We start from the raw sequence: 16,006 nt of genomic DNA, 5'->3' as shown, positions 1-16,006 counted from the left end.
CGGTGCGCGGCGCGCACGGCGCGCTCGCGGCGCTGCTGCTCGCGCTCGGCGGCGTCGGCTCGGCGCTGCTGTGCATCGCCGATCTCCAGACGGCGCACGTGTCGCGCTGGCAGCCACTGTGGGTCGCCGCCGGCGTCGCGGCGATCACGCTGGCCGGTGCGCTGTGCCGCCCGCTCGACGCGGTGACCGTGGCGGACGGTCGACGCGTCGGGCGCCTCGCGTCACCGCTGCTGCTCGGCGCCGGCATCGCGCTCGGCCACCGCTGCGCGGTGCTGGCGGCGCCGCTGGCCGCGCGGACGCTGCCCGCGGCCGACTCGAACGGTCATGCGCTGGCGCTGCTCGCGGTCGGCGGCAGCGGCACGCTGATCGTGGTGATGACGGCCTTCACGCTGTTCGAACGCCGGATGCAGCGCGCACTGCGCCGCGCGGTGCTGGCGATGGAGGCCAGCGCGAGCACCGACGCGCTGACCGGCCTCGCGAACTTCGCCGCCTTCGAGCGCCGGCTCGCCGACGCGGCCGGCGAGGCCGACGCCGATCGCGGCACGATGACGCTGCTCTACGTCGCGCTCGACGGGCTCAAGCCGATCAACGAATCCTTCGGCCGCGCGGTGGGCGACGCGCTGCTGAAGGAAGTCGCGCGCCGGCTCGTCGCGCTGCGCGGCACGGGGCAAGAACTGGCACGCGTCGGCGGCGACGAGTTCGCGCTGCTGTGGCCCGGCGAGTGCGACCGCGAGCGACTCGCCGGCTACGCCCAGCGCGTGCTGGCCGCCGTTTCGCAGCCGACGGCGATCGACGGCGGGCCGGCGATCACGCTGTCGTGCTCGATCGGCCTGGTCAGCTACCCGCAGCACGGCGCGCACACGCTGATGCTGGTGCAAGGCGAGACCGCCGCGCAGGCGGTCAAGAAGGCCGGCGGCGGCGCGGCCGGCTTCTTCCATCCGCGCATGCTGTCGGGCACGCGCGAGCAGCTCGAGCTGCTGCAGGATCTGCGGCAGGCGGTCGGCGCGCGCCAGCTCGAGCTGCATTACCAGCCGAAGATCGACGCGGCCAGCGGCGCCGTCACCGGCTGCGAAGCGCTGATGCGCTGGAACCACCCGAAGCGCGGCATGGTGAGCCCCGGCACCTTCATCCCGCTGGCCGAGCGGCACGGGCTGATCACGGCGCTCGGCGACTGGCTGATCGACGAAGCCTGCCGGCAGATCCGCGCCTGGCGCGACGAAGGCCTGCGCATGCGGGTGGCGATCAACCTCTCGGTCCACCAGCTGCGCCAGCCGGATCTCGCGCAGTGCATCGCCCGGGCGCTCGACGTGCATCGCATCAACGCGCAGCTGCTGACCTGCGAAATCACCGAGTCCCTGGCGATGGAAGACTCGGCGCAGACGATGCGCTGCTTCGAGCAGCTGGCGCGCGTCGGTGTGCGCTTGTCGATCGACGACTTCGGCACCGGCTATTCGAGCCTCGCCTACCTGCGCAAGCTGCCGGCCGAGGAGCTGAAGATCGACCGCAGCTTCGTGCTCGACCTGGAGACGAGCGCCGATGCGCGCGCGGTGGTCGATGCGGTGGTCAAACTCGCGCAGGCGCTCGGGCTGAAGGTGGTGGCCGAAGGCGTCGAGACGGAAGGCCAGCAGCGCATCTTGCGCGCGCTCGGCTGCGACCAGCTGCAAGGCTTCCTGTTCGGCAAGCCGATGCCGGCGCAGGCGCTCGGCGTGTGGGCGATGACGGACGAGGGGCCGAGCGCCCTGGCCTTCCGGCCCTCGCTGTTCGGCGAGACGCAGCCGGCCGAGCTGCATTGAGCGGGTGAAGGTGACGAGCCTGATCCCGTCACTGAGAGCAAACGGTTAGGGCTGCTTCGTTCCCGACCTGACCCGGTTGGCCGCGCCCCCATGCGGGGAGGCCCGTCGCGGCGGAGTTTAGTGGACGCTCGATGGCGGGCTTCAGCCACCCCCGGCTTGGCGGAAGGCCATCACCGCCTGGTTGCGCAGCGTGCGCAGCAGCGACAGCTCTTTCTCGCCGAGCTGGATCGACCCGGCCTGCGCCTTGTCGGCGTAGATCAATCCGACCGGCGCGGCCTTCGCCATCAGCGGCAGCAGCAGGAAGGTCGGGGCGTCGACCTTGTCGCGGTACCAGGCCGGCAGCCGCTCGCGCAGCTTGTTGGCCGCGGTGTCAGCGACCATCAGGTCGGTGCCCTTGATGCAGACCGCGCTCAGCAGATCCGGCGCCGCGCCCGGCAGCGGCCGCGTGGAGATGCGGAAGGCCGAGCGCAGGGTCTCGTCGCCGTCGCCGAGCATGAAGCGGCCGATCAGCTCGCCGCTCCTGGGCTCGCGCAGGCAGAACAGCACGCGGCGAAAGCCGAGCGCGCGGTACATCGTCTCGAGGATCATGCGCAGCAGCTCGCCGAGCTTGACTTCCTCGACCATGCTGTTGGTGATGTCCTGGATGCCGGCGGCAAGCACCGCGGCCGGGTCCTCGGCCGGTTCGCGGTCCGCGCCGGGCGTGTCGGCCAGGCTGAGCTTTTCGGTGTAGTCGCTCGGGCCGATCTCCAACTTCGACAGCGTGCTCACACCGACCGCCGCGGCGGCGGCCGGCGTCGCGTTCGGCGCCGCGGCCTCGCGCGGCGCGAGGAGCCGCTCGGCCGGCGAGCCGCTCGCGAGCTTGATCTCCAGGCCACGCGCGAGATCGCTGAGCCGGTCGCGCGAGCGAGCCACCGCGGCGACCATCTCGCGCTCGCCAATGCCGACGACGCGCGCATAGCGCTCGGCCGCCTCGGCGACCTGGCGCTCGGCGTCGTTGCTCTCGTGATGCAGCAGTCGATCCGCGACGTCGTTGGCCGCGACCGCGAGCCAGCGCAGCCGCTCGGGCAGCGCCGCCGGCGGCTGGCCCGGCAGCGTGCCGGCCGCGCGCATGCAGCGCTGCAGGTTGTCGGGCAGGCCCCAGCTCTTGGCGACGCCCAGGCCCAGCTCCTCATAGCTCGAGCCGAGCACCGAAGCCGAAGCGGCGGCCTCCGGCACCGGCTGGCGCGGCGTGCTGCGCGCAGTGCCCGCCGCCGGATGCACGAGCTTGCGCACCTGCTCGGCCTCGTCGGGGAAGTAGAACTCGGTGAGCAGCCGGCCGAGGTTCTGGAACATCGCGCCGAGGAAAGCCTCCTCCAGGCCGCCGCCGCGCGCCAGCGCGCCGGGACACAGCTCCTCGGCGAGCGTGCCGGCCAGCAGGGCGCGCATGAATTCCTGCTTGATCTGCTGCGCATGCGCCTTGTCGTTCATGTGCTCAACCAGCACCAGCGACAAGGCCAGGTTGCGCACGCCCGCGAAGCCCATCAGCGCGATCGCGCGCGACACGGTGCTCACGCCCCCGCCGGTGCGTTTGTAGTGCGCGGTGTTGACGAGGCGCAGCAGCTTGTGGGTGAGCGCCACGTCGCGCAGGATCTGGTCGGACAGTGCCGACAGGTTCTCGTGCTCGCTCGCCGCGATGCGCTGGATGCTCGCCACCGAATCGGACAGCGCCGGGAAGTCGCCCTTGTGGCGCATGCGGCGCAGCAGGAAGTCGAGCGCCGCCGACGAGCCGGGCGACTTGCCGGCCGCCACCGCGTCCGCGTCGTCGTTCGAGGCCTTGGCCGGAAGCAGCCAGGCGCGCAGCGCCGCGGCCAGCTCGCCGGCATCCGCATAGCGCTTGGCGGCGTCGCGCGACAACGCGCGCTGAACGATCGCGCGCAGGCCGTCGTCGACCGGGTGCGCGGTCTGTGCCGGCAAGGCGAGATCGGACTGCGCGATGCGCTTGAGGATCGCCGGCACGTCCTTGTCGGCGACCAGCGCGCGGCCGAGCAGCAGCTCGCAGATCAGCAGGCCCAGCGCGAACACGTCGACGCGCGGCGTCGGCGGCTCGCCGCGGATCGTCTCCGGTGCCGCGTAGCGCGGCGAGCCGGCGGCGAGCGCGGCGACGCCGCTCTTCACCGCGATGCCGAAGTCGGTGACGCGCGCCTGGCCGGCCGCGTCGATGAGCAGGTTCGACGGCTTCAGGTCGCGATGCACGAGACCGGCCGCATGCGCCTGCGCGAGCGCCTCGCACACGCCCAGCAGGCGCTCGACCGCGGCACGCGCGTTGCACGCGCCGTGCTGCTTCAGGTGCACGTCGAGCGAGGCGCCGGCGATGTATTCGAAGACGACATACGGCTGCGCACGGGCGCCTTCACCGTGCACGTCGGCCTCGAACACCGGGACGATGTGCGGGTGGTTCAGCACCGCGACCGCGCGGGCCTCGCTGAGCCAGTCGCCGAGCCCGGCGGCCGCGTCGTCGGTGGTGAAGCACTTGAGCGCGACCTCGCGGCCGAGCCGCGGGTCGCGCGCGAGCCACACGGTGCTCTGCGAGCCGCGGCCCAGCACGCGCAGCAGCTCGAAGCGGCCGATGCGCTCGGCACTCGCGGCGGCGGCGGTCATCGATTCACGCCGCCAGCACCGGCTCGGCGGCCTCGGCCGGATCGCCGACCGCCTGCACCGCCGCATGCACCGCATCGGCCAGCTCGTTCGGCGCCAGCGTCAGCGCGCGCGCGTAGCGCAGCTGCACTTTCGCGAGGGCCGCCGCCGCGTGGCCGTTGCGCGCTTCCAGCGAGGACAGCGCCGCGACGCCCTCGACCGCCGCGCTCGCCAGCACGCGCCGCATGTCGTTGCGATCGTCGGGGGCGCGCACCGGGGCCGCGGTGGAGACGCGGCGCATGGCGCCCAGCAGGCTCTCGTCGAGCCCCCAGTGGCGCGCGACTGCGATGCCGATCGATTCGAGATCGACGCCCATCACCGCGAAGGCCGCCGCTGCTTCGCTCATCGGCTTGGTCGGCGGCTCGGGGTCGGTCAGCAGGCGCAGTTGCGCCGACTCCTCGGGCAGGTGGTAGCCGGCGAGCAGCGGGCCCAGGTGCTGCAGCAGCGCGATCAGGTAGACGCATTCGCCGTCCATGTCGGCCGGGCACAGGCGCCGCGCGGCGTGCGCGGAGCGCAGGGCCTCGCGCATCGCGCGGGCGAAGGCCGTGGTCGTCGAGCGTGGTGCCGCGGCTTCGAGCGCGCCCGGCCAGGCGCGCAGGCCGGTCGCCGTCTGGCGCAGGCCCTGCACGCCGACCAGCGCGATCGCGCGGCGCACCGTGGTGACGCCGCCGTCGCTGTTGGCCGCGTACTGGGCCACCCTCACCTGCCGCAGCATCTCGAAGGCCAGCGCCGGGTCCTGCAGCACCACCTCGGCCAGTTCGGCGAGGCGCTGCTGCTCGACCGCCGCCAGCTCGGCGACGCGCCCGGCGAGCCCCGGCAGCGCCGGCAGGTGGCCGACCGTCTGCAAGCGGTCGAGCACCAGCGCGAGGGTACCGCCGCCGCCGTCCTGCGCGTCGAGCCAGCCCTGCAGCGCGCGCTGCAGGCTGCGCGCGCCAAGGTAGCGGCGTTGCGGATCGCGCTCGGTGGCGCGGTTCGCGATCGCGCGCAGCGGCTCGGGCACCGGCTGCGGCGTGGTCCAGCCCAGGCGGACGATCTCGCGGTCGGCGCGCTCGACGGCGGTCGGCGCATCGGCTTCGTCGAGCGCGTTCGCACCCGCCAGCAGGCGGTGCAGCAGCAGGCCGCAGGCGAGCAGGTCGCGCGCGCTGGCATCGCGTTGCTGCTTCAGCGCATCGGCGGTCGCCACATCGGTCTTTGCGCCATGGCCGGCGGGAGCGACAAGGCCGACGCCGCCCGGCATCAGCAGCGCGCGGCCTTGCGCGTCGATCAGCACGCTGGAGGCGGCGATGTCGCCGTGCGCAAGCCCGGCTTCATGGACGTAGGCGAGGCCTTGCAGCAGATCGCAGAGCCAGCGCGCCGCCTGTTCGGGCGGCGGCGCCGGGTTGCTCGCGAGCCAGCCTTCGAGCGTCTCGCCGGCCACCACCGGCGCGGCGATGCAGGGCCAGCCCGCCTCGGTGCCGGCCTGCACGCCGGCGACGAGCTGCGGGTGATCGAGGCGCGCGAGGTGGCGTCCATCGCGCGCCCAGTCGGCCAGCGCCTTCGCGTCGGTCGGCTGCGCTCGCGGCAAGGCGAGCCAGTGTTCGACGCCGCTCGTGCTGTCCTGCGCCTGCCACCACATCGTGCGTGAGCTGCGCGCGACCAGCCGGCCCAACGCGAAGCGGCCGAGGCGGCGCGTGGCGGCCGTTGCGGCGGCAGGGGCAGGCGGGGAAGCGGGCGGCATGGTGCGGGACGGTCCTGCGGCGGATCTTGGTGTCATTGGACGGCTCGGCGCGCACCTGCCATGCGCGGAACTGCAAGGCGACGGCGGCGCTTTTCCACCGCGAACGACCGGTCATCGGCAGGCGCGGCGCTGCCTAAACTGGCTTCGTCCCCGACGAACGTGATGGAGTCCGCATGAAGATCGCGCTGCTCGGCACCGGCCTGATGGGTGCGCCGATGACCCGCCGGCTCGCCGCCGCCGGGCTCGCCCCCACCGTGTGGAACCGCACCCGCGCGAAGGCCGAGGCACTGGCCGACTGCGGCGCGCGTATCGCCCCGAGTGCCGAGGCGGCGCTGGCCGAAGCCGATGTGGCAATCACGATGCTCGAGCACGGCGAGGCGGTGCACGAGCTGCTGTTCGTGCAGGGCGCTGCGCAGGTCGCGAGGCCGGGCACGTTGCTGATCGACATGAGCTCGATCCGCCCGGCGCAGTCACGGGACCACGCCGAGCGGCTTGCCGCGCGCGGGGTGCGATCGCTCGACGCGCCGGTCTCGGGCGGCACCGTCGGCGCCGAGGCCGGCACGCTGGCGATCATGGTCGGCGGCACGGCCGAGGACTTCGCGTACGCCGCGCCCGTCTTCGCGCCGCTCGGCCGCGCCACGCACGTCGGCTCGCACGGCGCCGGCCAGCTGGCGAAGCTCGCCAACCAGATGATCGTCGGCATCACGATCGGCGCGGTGGCCGAAGCGCTGCTGCTCGCCGAGCGCGGCGGCGCCGACCCGGCCAAGGTGCGCGAAGCGCTGCGGGGCGGCTTCGCCGACAGCCGCATCCTCGAAGTGCATGGCCGGCGGATGGTCGAGCGCGACTTCGCCAAGCGCGCGGCGGTCACCGTGCAGCTGAAGGACCTGCGCAACGCGCTCGCGACCGGCGCCGAAACGGGCTTCGAGGCGCCAATCACGACCCTCTTCGAGCAGCTCTACGCCAGCACCGCCGAGCACGGCTGGCCCGACGCCGATCACTCGGGCCTGTGGCTCGAACTCGCCCGGCGCAACGGCATGCGCTGAATCGCCGCGCGGCACCTGACAACCGCGGGCCTCGGCTACACTCGCGCCTCGCGTGGGGGGGTAGCTCAGCTGGGAGAGCGTCGCGTTCGCAATGCGAAGGTCGGGAGTTCGATCCTCCTCCTCTCCACCACCGACAACGAAGAAGGCCTTGGTCCACGCCAAGGCCTTTTTCTTTTTCGGGCGTGCGCTGCATCAGCGCCTCCTGGTCATGCAGCGGGCGACAGCGCTGTGCGGCCGCGGCCGAGTCGGTCGAACCTTGCGTGCATCTTCAGGCATCGCTAGCCAGACCGGACGGGTTTCTGGCTTTGCGGTCATGCGAGCTCGGACGCCGGCAGGGCCGTTTGAACGAGCCGCTTCGTTCAGCCGCGATCGGCCAGCCCTTCGGCCAGCATGTCGAACACCATGCGGATGCGCCGTGCCGTGCGGAGCTCGCGATGCGTGACGAGCCAGATCGGGAATTGCACCGTCGGCACATCGTCGAGCACACGCACCATGTCGGGCATCCCGCACGCGATCTCGTCCATCATGGGCCCGATGCCGAGCCCGCTGCGCACAAGCGACCAGTTCGACAGGGTGTTCTCGGCATAGCAGGCGAAGTTCGCGGCCTGCAGCGGCAAGCCGTGCTGGCGCAAGAACTCCAGGTAGCGACCTGACCGGTCGATACCGACGAAAAAGTGCCGAGCGGCGTCCTCGGCGGTGCGGGGATGCCCGTGCCGCTCGACCCACGTCCTGGAGGCGTAGAAGCTCGCTGTCGCGTCGCGCAACCAGCGTCCGATGAGATCGGGCTGATCCGGCCTGAGGTGCCGCACCGCGATGTCGGCTTCGCGTCGCCGCAGATCGCTCAATGCGTCCGAGGTGACAAGGTCGATGACGATGGTCGGCGCCAGCTCGCGCACACGGTGCAGCACCTTCGGCAGCAAGTACGCTGCCACCGTCTCGGTGGCGGAGATGCACACCACACCGTCCACAGCCTGCGATTGGCCCGTTGCAGCCATGCGCAGGTCTTCGGCCGCCGCTCCCATCGTCCGCGCGTGTTCAAGCAATGCCAATCCGGTGCCGGTGAGCACCATGGCCTTTCCGACACGCTCGAACAACATGACCCCGAGCTGCTTCTCGATGGCGGCGACTTGCCGGCTGAGCGTCGGCTGGGTCAGGCCCAGCTTGCGCGCTGCGGCCGAGAGCGAGCCGGTTTCAGCCGTTTCCAGGAAAGCCTTTAGCTGATTCCAGTCAGGTCGATCCATACGCCGATGCATGAGCGATCTTCGATTCTGGGCGATGACTAACGATCGGCGCATGAATAGCATGCGCTTCCACGTCACCGCGAGGCCCGTTACGCGCTGCGTCGCCAATGCATTCAAGCTCCTTCTTCCACGCCGCAGCAGCTGCGCAGCCCCGCACCCGGCCGGCCATTCAAGCCCGCTTCTGGGATCGCGTCGCCTGTCGCTACGCGGCCGCACCCATTGCCGACGTCGCCGGGTATGAAGCCACCCTGCGTCGTGTGCAGCAGTTGCTGTCGGTCGACGACGCGGTGCTCGAGATCGGCTGTGGCACCGGGAGTACCGCGCTGCGGCTGGCCGCGGGCACGCGCTCGATGCTGGCCACCGACGTGTCGAGCGGAATGATTGCCATTGCGCGCCGGAAGCTGGCGGCGCAAGCGCTGCCGCAGCTGCGCTTCGAGGTGGCCGAGGCCGGGTCGGTTTCGGCATCGGCCGATGGGCCTTTCGATGCGGTGCTCGGGTTCAACGTGCTGCACCTGATGACGGATCTCGACGACACGCTTCGCAGCGTGCTCGCTTCGCTGCGGCCCGGCGGGCTGTTCATCTCGAAGACGGCCTGCCTGGCCGAAATGAACCCGTTGGTTCCGCGCGTGCTGGTGCCGCTGATGAAGGCGCTCGGCAAGGCACCCGAGGTTCTCGTGCTCGATGCCGGGATGCTGCGGGCGGCTTTCGAGCGGCACGGGCTCGTGATCGACGCCATCGAACGCCACGGCACCCGGCGCAAGGACTTCCGCGTGTTCATCGTCGCTCGCAAGCAGTCATGACAAGCCCCGCTCGTTGGGCCGGGGCCGTGCTCGCGCTTGCTGGCGGTGCGCTGCCGACACTGGGCGCCGCGCAGTCGGCGCTCGTGCATGTGCAAGGCGAGCCGGGCCAGCGCGAGGCCTACTACGCAGATTTCGCCGTGGTCATGAACCGGACGCCGCCCGAGCAGCTGCTCGGGCCGACGAGCGTTCGCCAGCTCGACACGGTGGTGGTGTACGAGGCTGCCGACAAGCCGGAATTCAGCGCGCTGCGGCTGCAGTTCGAATGTGTCGTCAAGTTTGCCCATGACGGCAAGACGGTGCCGCCGCAGCCGGCGTTCGATGCGCCGGTGAAGGTGCGTGTCGGAGAAGGCAGCTGGAAGCTGCGGCGCGAAGACCTGAAGAACGAGCCGCTGCCTGCGGGCGCATGGCGCACCTCGGCCTCGCCGGTGCTGCTGAAGCTGCACAAAGTGGCCTGCAACGACGACGTGCTGCGTGGCGCCATGGTCAAGGCCGCGAAGGCGAACAACGACCTCGGCGTCTTTCGAAGCGAAATCACGAAGATCGGCCTGCCCGAGGACCTGCAGCTGCTCGGCCAGCAGAGTGCACCGGAGTACCTCGACTTCTCGTGGTGGGTGTTGTGGAGCGCAAGCAAGCGCCCCGATCCGTCGGGCAAGTGGTCGCGCCGGCCGACACCGCAGGAGCTGGAAGAGGCCAAGACGCAGATGGCTCGAATCCAGCAGCAGTACGACCAACTGGCGGGCCAGATCAAGCCACGGCTCGAACGAGGCATCCAGCAATCGGAAGCGGAATTTGCCTTCCAGACGGCCGCCGCTGATGTGCGCAAAAACCGATCGATGTCTCGCAGCGAACGGCTGATGCTGACGGCCTGGGAAGGCAAGACCGACCAGGAGGTGGCGGCCACCATGGGTGCCCCGCTCGTCTCCGGCGCCGGCAGCCTGCACTTCATGAGCTATGGCAAGGAGTTCGACAACCGGGTGGTCGTCGGCAACCGCAAGGGCGCCGTGTGGGAGGAAGGCCTGTACGAGAACTGCAACGTGCAGTTCGTGCTGCTCCCCGACGCAAAGAAGCTGCTGCGCGTGGCGGACGTTCGCATCTGGACCAACACGAATCAGGGCTGGGGTGGCGTGGCATTCGCCTGCACCGGGTTGCTGGAGGCCCCGCGATGAAAGCATCGACCGCGATGGCCTGGGTGCTGACAAGCTCCGTCTGTGCGCAAGCGCTGGCCTACGACCCGATGGAAGACCTGGTGTCGACCGCCAAGAAGGAGATCAACGCCAAGGCCGCCATCGAGACCGCCAAGGGCCGCGCGCTGAACGACCCGCGACGCAAGAAGATCGAGGCGGGTTACTGGCAGTTCTTCCGCGGCAAGTCTGACGCGAAGCCCGGCGAGTTCTGCACGGGTGTGTTCTGGAAGGTCGACCGCATGATCGTGGTCTCGGGCCCGGGTGGGGCCTACCGAGGCGCCATGCTGGCATTCGTCGCCATCGAACCGCCGGACGGGTTTCCGCGGCCCGCCGACGCCAAGCTGATCGAGCGCGTCAAGGTCACGCTGCGGCAAGGCAACGATCCATCGGCTGAGGTGACCGCCTTCAATCGCACGATCGGCGCAATGGCCGATGAGATCGCGTTCCCCGTGCCGACGATCGACGCCGCGCTAGCCGGCATGGACGACCGCCTCGCGTTCGCCATCGAGCACGGCGGGCGCCAGGTGTTCGCGCTCGAGTGGCACTCCGGCCGCGCGGCACGCGAGGTGCTGACAAGGTGCCTCAAGGGAGAAGACGTCGCCGGCCGCGAAGTGCCCTGAGCCACTTCCTGGTGAGGCATGTCGCGATCGTCGGTGGGGTGACCGACCGCATCGTTCCCGCGCGGGACGCCGCCGCGAGAGGCAGACCGTCAAGCGTTGCCGGGCGGATCGCCGCGCGAGGTGTGCGTGCTGGTTGCGGGGCGCTCGATCTGACCGGTCCAGAACGCAAGGCGTTCACTCAGGACGCCGGGGTCCACCGGTTTGGTCAAGTGGTCGTCGAAGCCGGCCGCCAGCGTGCGGGCGCGGTCGGCCGCAGAGCCCCAGCCGGTCACCGCCAGAAGCCTCACGTGCGCATGGTCCGGGTCGCTGCGCAAGCGCCGCGCCACCTCGAGCCCGTCGAGACCGGGCAGCCCCAGGTCCAGCAGCACGATCTGCGGTCGGACGCGCTGCGCCTGCGCGAGCCCTTCCGGCCCGCTTGCGGCCGAAGCGACGTGGTAGCCGCTCAGGCGCAGCATCTCCACGAGCGCAGCACGTCCGTCGTCGTTGTCCTCGACGACGAGAACCCTTTGCCCGCTCCCCAGTGGGCCGGCCGGTGACTCGGCCGCTCCTGCCGTCGCGGAGGCCGGAGCCTCCACATCCGGGACAGCCAACGGCAGCTCGATCGTGAAGCGCGCGCCTTGGCCCACACCGGCGCTGTAGACACGGACCGCTCCGCCGTGCATCGACGCCAAGGTCTTGACGAGCGAGAGCCCGATGCCCAGTCCGCCCTTCGAGTGCTGCCGTGTGTGCGGCAGTTGCACGAACATCTGGAAGAGCCGGCTTTGGTCGGCCGGTGCGATGCCGAAACCGTTGTCCTCCACCTCGATGAGGACGTGGTCCGCCTCGGCTCGCGCGACCAACCCGATGGTTCCGCCGTCCGCCGTGTACTTCGCGGCGTTGTTCAGCAGGTTGCTCACCATCTGTACGACGCGGGCGGCATCGGCGTGCAGCATCAGCGATGCGTCGGGCGTGGTGACGTCGAGCCGGTGCCCTGCGGCATCGATTGCAGGCCGTGACGCCTCGACCGCCTGCTCGAGCAAGCCGAGCAGAGCCACGCGCTCCTGGTGCAGCTCGATGAGGCCGCGGTTGACGCGCGACAGGTCGAGCAGATCATCGATCAGCCGGACCATGTGACCCACCTGCCGTTCGATGATGTCCCGAGCCTTCTCGGCGATCGCCGGCTCCTTCGCCATGCGCATCAAGGCGGTCGCGTAGCGCATCGGCGCCAGGGGATTGCGCAGCTCGTGCGCGAGCGTCGCGAGGAACTCGTCCTTGTGGCGGTCCTGCTCGCGCAAACGCTCGTTGTCGCGCACCCGCTCGATGTGGGCCCAGCAGCGATCGACCACCTCTGCGACGAGCGCGATGTCGGCCTCGCTCCAGTCGCGCGGCGTCGACGAGTGCACCGCCATCATCGCGACGAGCCGTCCCCCCTTGACCAGCGGCGCGGTGACGATGGCCTTGATGCGGATGGCGTTGAACATCCGCGCCCCGCCCTCGTCGCCGAGTTCCCGGTCGACGTCGCGCACGACCAGCCGCTGCCCCTGGTGCAGCAGCGTCACCGCCTTCGGTCCGAACAGCGCAAGCGAATAGACGCCGACGCTGCTGTCCATGCCGGGCCCGGCCCAATCGTTGCGGATCGTGAAGCTGTCGTTGTCGGGCTCGACATCCGCGTAGGCGCAGCGGGTGGCCTTCAGGTGCTCGCCGAGCATTCGCGCGGTGACGCCCATGATCTCCGCCGCTTCGTTGAGCGCGCGCGTGGCTTCGCTGAGGCGGTCGAGAAATTCGTAGCGCTGCGCGCTGAGCCGCAAGGCGCGTTCTTCGTCGGAGGTGAGTCGGCTCGGAAGGGAGGAATTGCGCGTCATCGCCAAGGCTTGCTCGTTGCTGCTCGAAGCGGTCGTGCCGTTAGTTTCCTTGGCAAGCCGGGTACCGGGGATGAGGGATGCGCGCGGCCACGCTCTCGCGGCTAGCGCAACAGGGCCGGCCCGGTGAAGCCGGTCGACGTGTCGATCGCGCGCTCCGGATGCGTGACTCTGTGGAGCGCTCGGCAAGCGAGCGCGGCGCGCGAGGCAGCCCGGAGCGGGGCTGGACCGGCCGCAGGCCGAGCCCGTCGTGAACGTCAGGCCATCCGCAGCCCGGTCATGGGGACATGATGGCCCACGCCAGTTCGTGAGGCGCGTCGAGCGGCGCATCGCGAAGCAGGTCGGAGAACATCGTCAGCTCGAGCCGCCGCTGACCCGCGTCGTCGAGGATCCAGTAGCGCCCGCCCTCGAACACCCACAGGCCGTGCGCCGCGTCCGGCACGAAGCGCAGCTCGACTTCATAGCGCCGCCCCGGCATGCGGGTGGGCAGGCTCGCCGAGCGAGCCATCGACTCGGTGACCATCGCGCTGCGGAACACCGCGACGCGCGCCTTCACGACGCCGGACGGCACCGCCGCGGCGCCGGGCGCCTCGACACCGTGAGCGATCGCGTCGACCTCGAGCCGCTCGCGCAACCATTCGCCCGAGCCGAGCTGCTTGACCCGCGCCCTCGACAGGTCGGCGACGCCGCGCGCGGCCTGCCGCGCGAGATCGTCGCCCGACTGCGCGGCCACCAAGGTGGCGGCGAGGCCGAGCACGATCGCGGACAACATGCGCTTCATGAGACTCCTTCGCGGCATGCTCGATGGCCGGCCGCGGGCGAAGGGTTTCACCCCGCACGGCAGGCCGCATGCTCGCCCGCATCATCGGCGCTCGCGACCTGGAGCGACGATGGACCGCACGCATTCGACTGCCACCGCGTTGCGGAGGGCTGCCGCGCTCGGTCAACCCAGGCCGAGCATCTTCCGACAGCACCCGACCGGAATGTCCTCCGACTTGATCTTGCGGCTCACTGCAGGACTCCGGGTACGTCGGCCGCAAGCTTGTCGCGGCCGGCCGCCACGGATGGGTCGCAAGCCGCGCGTACGTCGGGTCGCGCGGTGCCCCCGCCAACTTGCAGGAACTGGCACGCCACGACTGTGTCGTCTTTGCGTCGGCATCGGGGCGCGCCGTGTGGCGTCTGACCGGGCCGAGCGGCACGGCCGAGGAGGTGCAGGTCAGCGGGCGCTTTTCAGGCAACACCGCGCAGGTGCTGCGCAAGGCGACGCTCGAAGGGCTCGGCATCGCGCTGCTCCCGCCGAACCTGACGCGCGCTGATTTGCAAAGCGGCCGTCTCGTGACGGCGCTGCCGGGCTACCAGCGCGAGGGCCACGCGCTGCACGTGCTCTGCGCGAGCCGTCGTCACCTGCCACGCGCGGTGTCCGCGTTCATCGACATGGTGGCGGACAGGCTCGGCACGGCCGAGCCTGCAACGCGACCCGGATGAAGACGGCCTTCGGACGACCCGTCCTCCAAGGCCGCATCTGCGTCGCGCATGAGCGCGACCCGCGCCTGCGCGAAAGCCGGCTCGCCGGTGGCGAGCAGCGCAGCGCAGGCCAGCGCAAGCGCCATCGTGGACCACCACTGCGAAGTCTTCATCGCGGCGCCTCTCGCGCGCATCAGGCGAGCGCCCAGCCGGGCGCGCTTTGCGCAGGCCGCGCCTCGCGGGCCGGACGCCGGACGTTCTCGATCGCACGCAGCAGCGTGAGGTGCAGCACGTCGCGCTGGGCGTGGCTGCCGCCGAGCCCGTGCAGGCGCGTCGGCAACCCGGCGAACAGCGCGATCGCGAGCGGGTGGTCGCCACGGCCGAAGGCCATCAGCGCGCGACTTGCCGGCAGGCCGAGCCGCCGGGTGGCGCGGCCATGGCGCGTCGGCTGCGTCTGCCGCTGCGCGAGCACCCGTTCCAGGCGTTGCGCGCGGGCCGCGTCGCGGGCGCCGACGAAGGCCAGCATCGCGTGCACGTCGCAGAAGCTGCAGTGGCCGTCCTCGATGCGCGGCTCCCAGGCGGCGGCCAGCTCGGTCCAGCGCACGCCGGCATCGACGCCGCGCAGGTGCAGGCGCCACAGCAGCGCGCTGGCGTCCATCAGGTCGGCCAGCTCGGCCGAGCCGCCGGCGCGGATGCGGCGGTCGTAGATCGCCATCGCGATACCCGGCTCGTCGCGCGCCAGGTGGAACAGCGCCAGATGCCACCAGCCATGCGTCGCGACGACCGTCCCCGTGCCCCAGCGCTCGACGTGCTCGTTCATCCAGCGCACGCCGGCCTCGGGCCGGTCGGTCATCTCGAAGACGTGCGCCATCGCATGGTGGGCGCGCGCGTCGCCCGCGTCGCCGTACAGCGCCGCGCGTGCCGCGTCCTCGGCGTGGCGGTAGTTGCCGCATTCGGCGAGCGCGAAGGCGTGCATCGCGAGCACGTGGTGGTGGCCGGGCACGGTGGGTGACCACGCGGGCAGCGCCGCCTCGATGCGCTCGCGCATGCGCGCCGACTCCCCGGTGGCGTGGTCGATGCCGCATGCCACCGCGAGCGCGAGCAGGTCGCGCGGACGCGCCTGCAGGGCGGCGCCCAGCAGCGCCGCGGCGGCGTGCGCGTCGTCGGCCAGCAGGTGCGCGACGGCGGCCAGATGCATGCGCTCGTGCTCGTCGGCCGGCATCGCGGCGGTGGCGTGGAGCAGCGCCCGGGCGGACTTGCGCCGCGCGCGGTCGCCGCTGCCGAGCAACAGGTGCGCCTTCAGCACCCGCGCCATGACGAAGCGCGGCGCGGCCTTCAGCGCCTGCGCGAGCGCAAGCTCGGCGCCGCTGCGCCACGAGACGAAGGCCGCGAGCGCGCCTTCGTACCGCGGCAGCGCCGAGGCGGTGGCGCCGGTGACGCGGCCGCCGCGCGGATCGATGCGGTTCATCGCGTGCCCGCCTGCTCGTCGAGGAACGCGAAGCGCGCGCGTCCGGTGTCGTCAATCGAGTGCATGGTGTCTCCTGGAGTCGATGCGCTCAATCTAGACAGCCGGTGTTCCAGGCGCGCTTCGTGCGGGCGCCGTTTTGTTTCGTTCGTTTCAGCGGCGCACCGG

General features: G+C 71.3%; 12 protein-coding genes, 1 tRNA gene and 1 other RNA gene. 7 read left to right on the top strand and 7 right to left on the bottom strand.

Going from position 1 to position 16,006, the window contains the following annotated elements; translation table 11 throughout:
- On the top strand, positions 1 to 1,793 hold a 1,793-nt coding region (locus VFR90_RS01610), incomplete at its 5' end, for a putative bifunctional diguanylate cyclase/phosphodiesterase (RefSeq protein WP_326404187.1).
- A 9-nt stretch (positions 1,794 to 1,802) separates the two neighbouring features.
- On the opposite strand, the gene ffs is transcribed toward VFR90_RS01610, so the two are convergent.
- From ffs to VFR90_RS01595, 3 genes are all read right to left on the bottom strand, one after another.
- Positions 1,803 to 1,900, bottom strand: an RNA gene (gene ffs / locus VFR90_RS01605) — signal recognition particle sRNA small type.
- Between the two features lie 34 nt (positions 1,901 to 1,934).
- Positions 1,935 to 4,430, bottom strand: a complete 2,496-nt coding sequence (locus tag VFR90_RS01600; protein WP_326404186.1) for a protein kinase domain-containing protein — start codon at positions 4,428 to 4,430, stop codon at positions 1,935 to 1,937.
- Between the two features lie 4 nt (positions 4,431 to 4,434).
- Positions 4,435 to 6,183 carry a serine/threonine protein kinase gene (locus VFR90_RS01595; RefSeq protein ID WP_326404184.1) on the bottom strand — a complete coding sequence of 583 codons (1,749 nt, stop codon included), beginning with the start codon at positions 6,181 to 6,183 and terminating at the stop codon, positions 4,435 to 4,437.
- A gap of 173 nt (positions 6,184 to 6,356) precedes the next feature.
- Between VFR90_RS01595 and VFR90_RS01590 the strand changes: the two genes are divergently transcribed.
- Both VFR90_RS01590 and VFR90_RS01585 read left to right on the top strand, forming a co-directional pair.
- On the top strand, positions 6,357 to 7,226 hold the full coding sequence (locus VFR90_RS01590; RefSeq protein ID WP_326404183.1) for an NAD(P)-dependent oxidoreductase: 870 nt from the start codon (positions 6,357 to 6,359) through the stop codon (positions 7,224 to 7,226).
- A 54-nt stretch (positions 7,227 to 7,280) separates the two neighbouring features.
- Positions 7,281 to 7,356: transfer RNA gene (locus VFR90_RS01585), tRNA-Ala, on the top strand.
- A 229-nt stretch (positions 7,357 to 7,585) separates the two neighbouring features.
- On the opposite strand, the gene VFR90_RS01580 is transcribed toward VFR90_RS01585, so the two are convergent.
- Positions 7,586 to 8,467 carry a LysR family transcriptional regulator gene (locus VFR90_RS01580; RefSeq protein ID WP_326404182.1) on the bottom strand — a complete coding sequence of 294 codons (882 nt, stop codon included), beginning with the start codon at positions 8,465 to 8,467 and terminating at the stop codon, positions 7,586 to 7,588.
- Between the two features lie 107 nt (positions 8,468 to 8,574).
- On the opposite strand from VFR90_RS01580, the gene VFR90_RS01575 reads away from it, so the two are divergent.
- From VFR90_RS01575 to VFR90_RS01565, 3 genes are read left to right on the top strand one after another with little or no spacing between them, the layout of a single operon-like run.
- Positions 8,575 to 9,267 (top strand): class I SAM-dependent methyltransferase, encoded by a 693-nt coding sequence (locus VFR90_RS01575; RefSeq protein WP_326404181.1) that lies wholly within the window; start codon positions 8,575 to 8,577, stop codon positions 9,265 to 9,267.
- Complete coding sequence (locus VFR90_RS01570) at positions 9,264 to 10,433, top strand: hypothetical protein (RefSeq protein ID WP_326404180.1); 1,170 nt, start codon at positions 9,264 to 9,266, stop codon at positions 10,431 to 10,433. The genes VFR90_RS01575 and VFR90_RS01570 overlap by 4 nt, the downstream gene beginning before the upstream one ends.
- Positions 10,430 to 11,071, top strand: coding sequence for a hypothetical protein (locus VFR90_RS01565; protein ID WP_326404179.1), 642 nt, complete (start codon positions 10,430 to 10,432; stop codon positions 11,069 to 11,071). Before VFR90_RS01570 ends, VFR90_RS01565 begins: the two co-directional genes overlap by 4 nt.
- Positions 11,072 to 11,160: 89 nt before the next feature.
- Here the strand turns inward: VFR90_RS01565 and VFR90_RS01560 are convergent, their stop codons facing one another.
- The gene (locus tag VFR90_RS01560; RefSeq protein ID WP_326404178.1) at positions 11,161 to 12,912 is read right to left on the bottom strand and encodes a hybrid sensor histidine kinase/response regulator; all 1,752 of its coding nucleotides are present in this window, start codon (positions 12,910 to 12,912) and stop codon (positions 11,161 to 11,163) included.
- A 274-nt stretch (positions 12,913 to 13,186) separates the two neighbouring features.
- Positions 13,187 to 13,690, bottom strand: coding sequence for a hypothetical protein (locus tag VFR90_RS01555; protein ID WP_326404177.1), 504 nt, complete (start codon positions 13,688 to 13,690; stop codon positions 13,187 to 13,189).
- Positions 13,691 to 13,920: 230 nt separating this feature from the next.
- On the opposite strand from VFR90_RS01555, the gene VFR90_RS01550 reads away from it, so the two are divergent.
- Positions 13,921 to 14,394 (top strand): substrate binding domain-containing protein, encoded by a 474-nt coding sequence (locus tag VFR90_RS01550; RefSeq protein ID WP_326404203.1) that lies wholly within the window; start codon positions 13,921 to 13,923, stop codon positions 14,392 to 14,394.
- 172 nt (positions 14,395 to 14,566) lie between these two features.
- Here the strand turns inward: VFR90_RS01550 and VFR90_RS01545 are convergent, their stop codons facing one another.
- Complete coding sequence (locus VFR90_RS01545; RefSeq protein ID WP_326404176.1) at positions 14,567 to 15,841, bottom strand: tetratricopeptide repeat protein; 1,275 nt, start codon at positions 15,839 to 15,841, stop codon at positions 14,567 to 14,569.
- Between the last annotated feature and the right edge of the window lie 165 nt (positions 15,842 to 16,006).

The organism is Methylibium sp. (assembly GCF_035762065.1).
In the GTDB taxonomy this organism is placed as follows: Bacteria; Pseudomonadota; Gammaproteobacteria; order Burkholderiales; family Burkholderiaceae_C; genus Methylibium.
The sequence above is the reverse complement of the archived record's forward strand: the minus strand, read 5'-3'. Positions and strand labels throughout refer to the sequence as shown.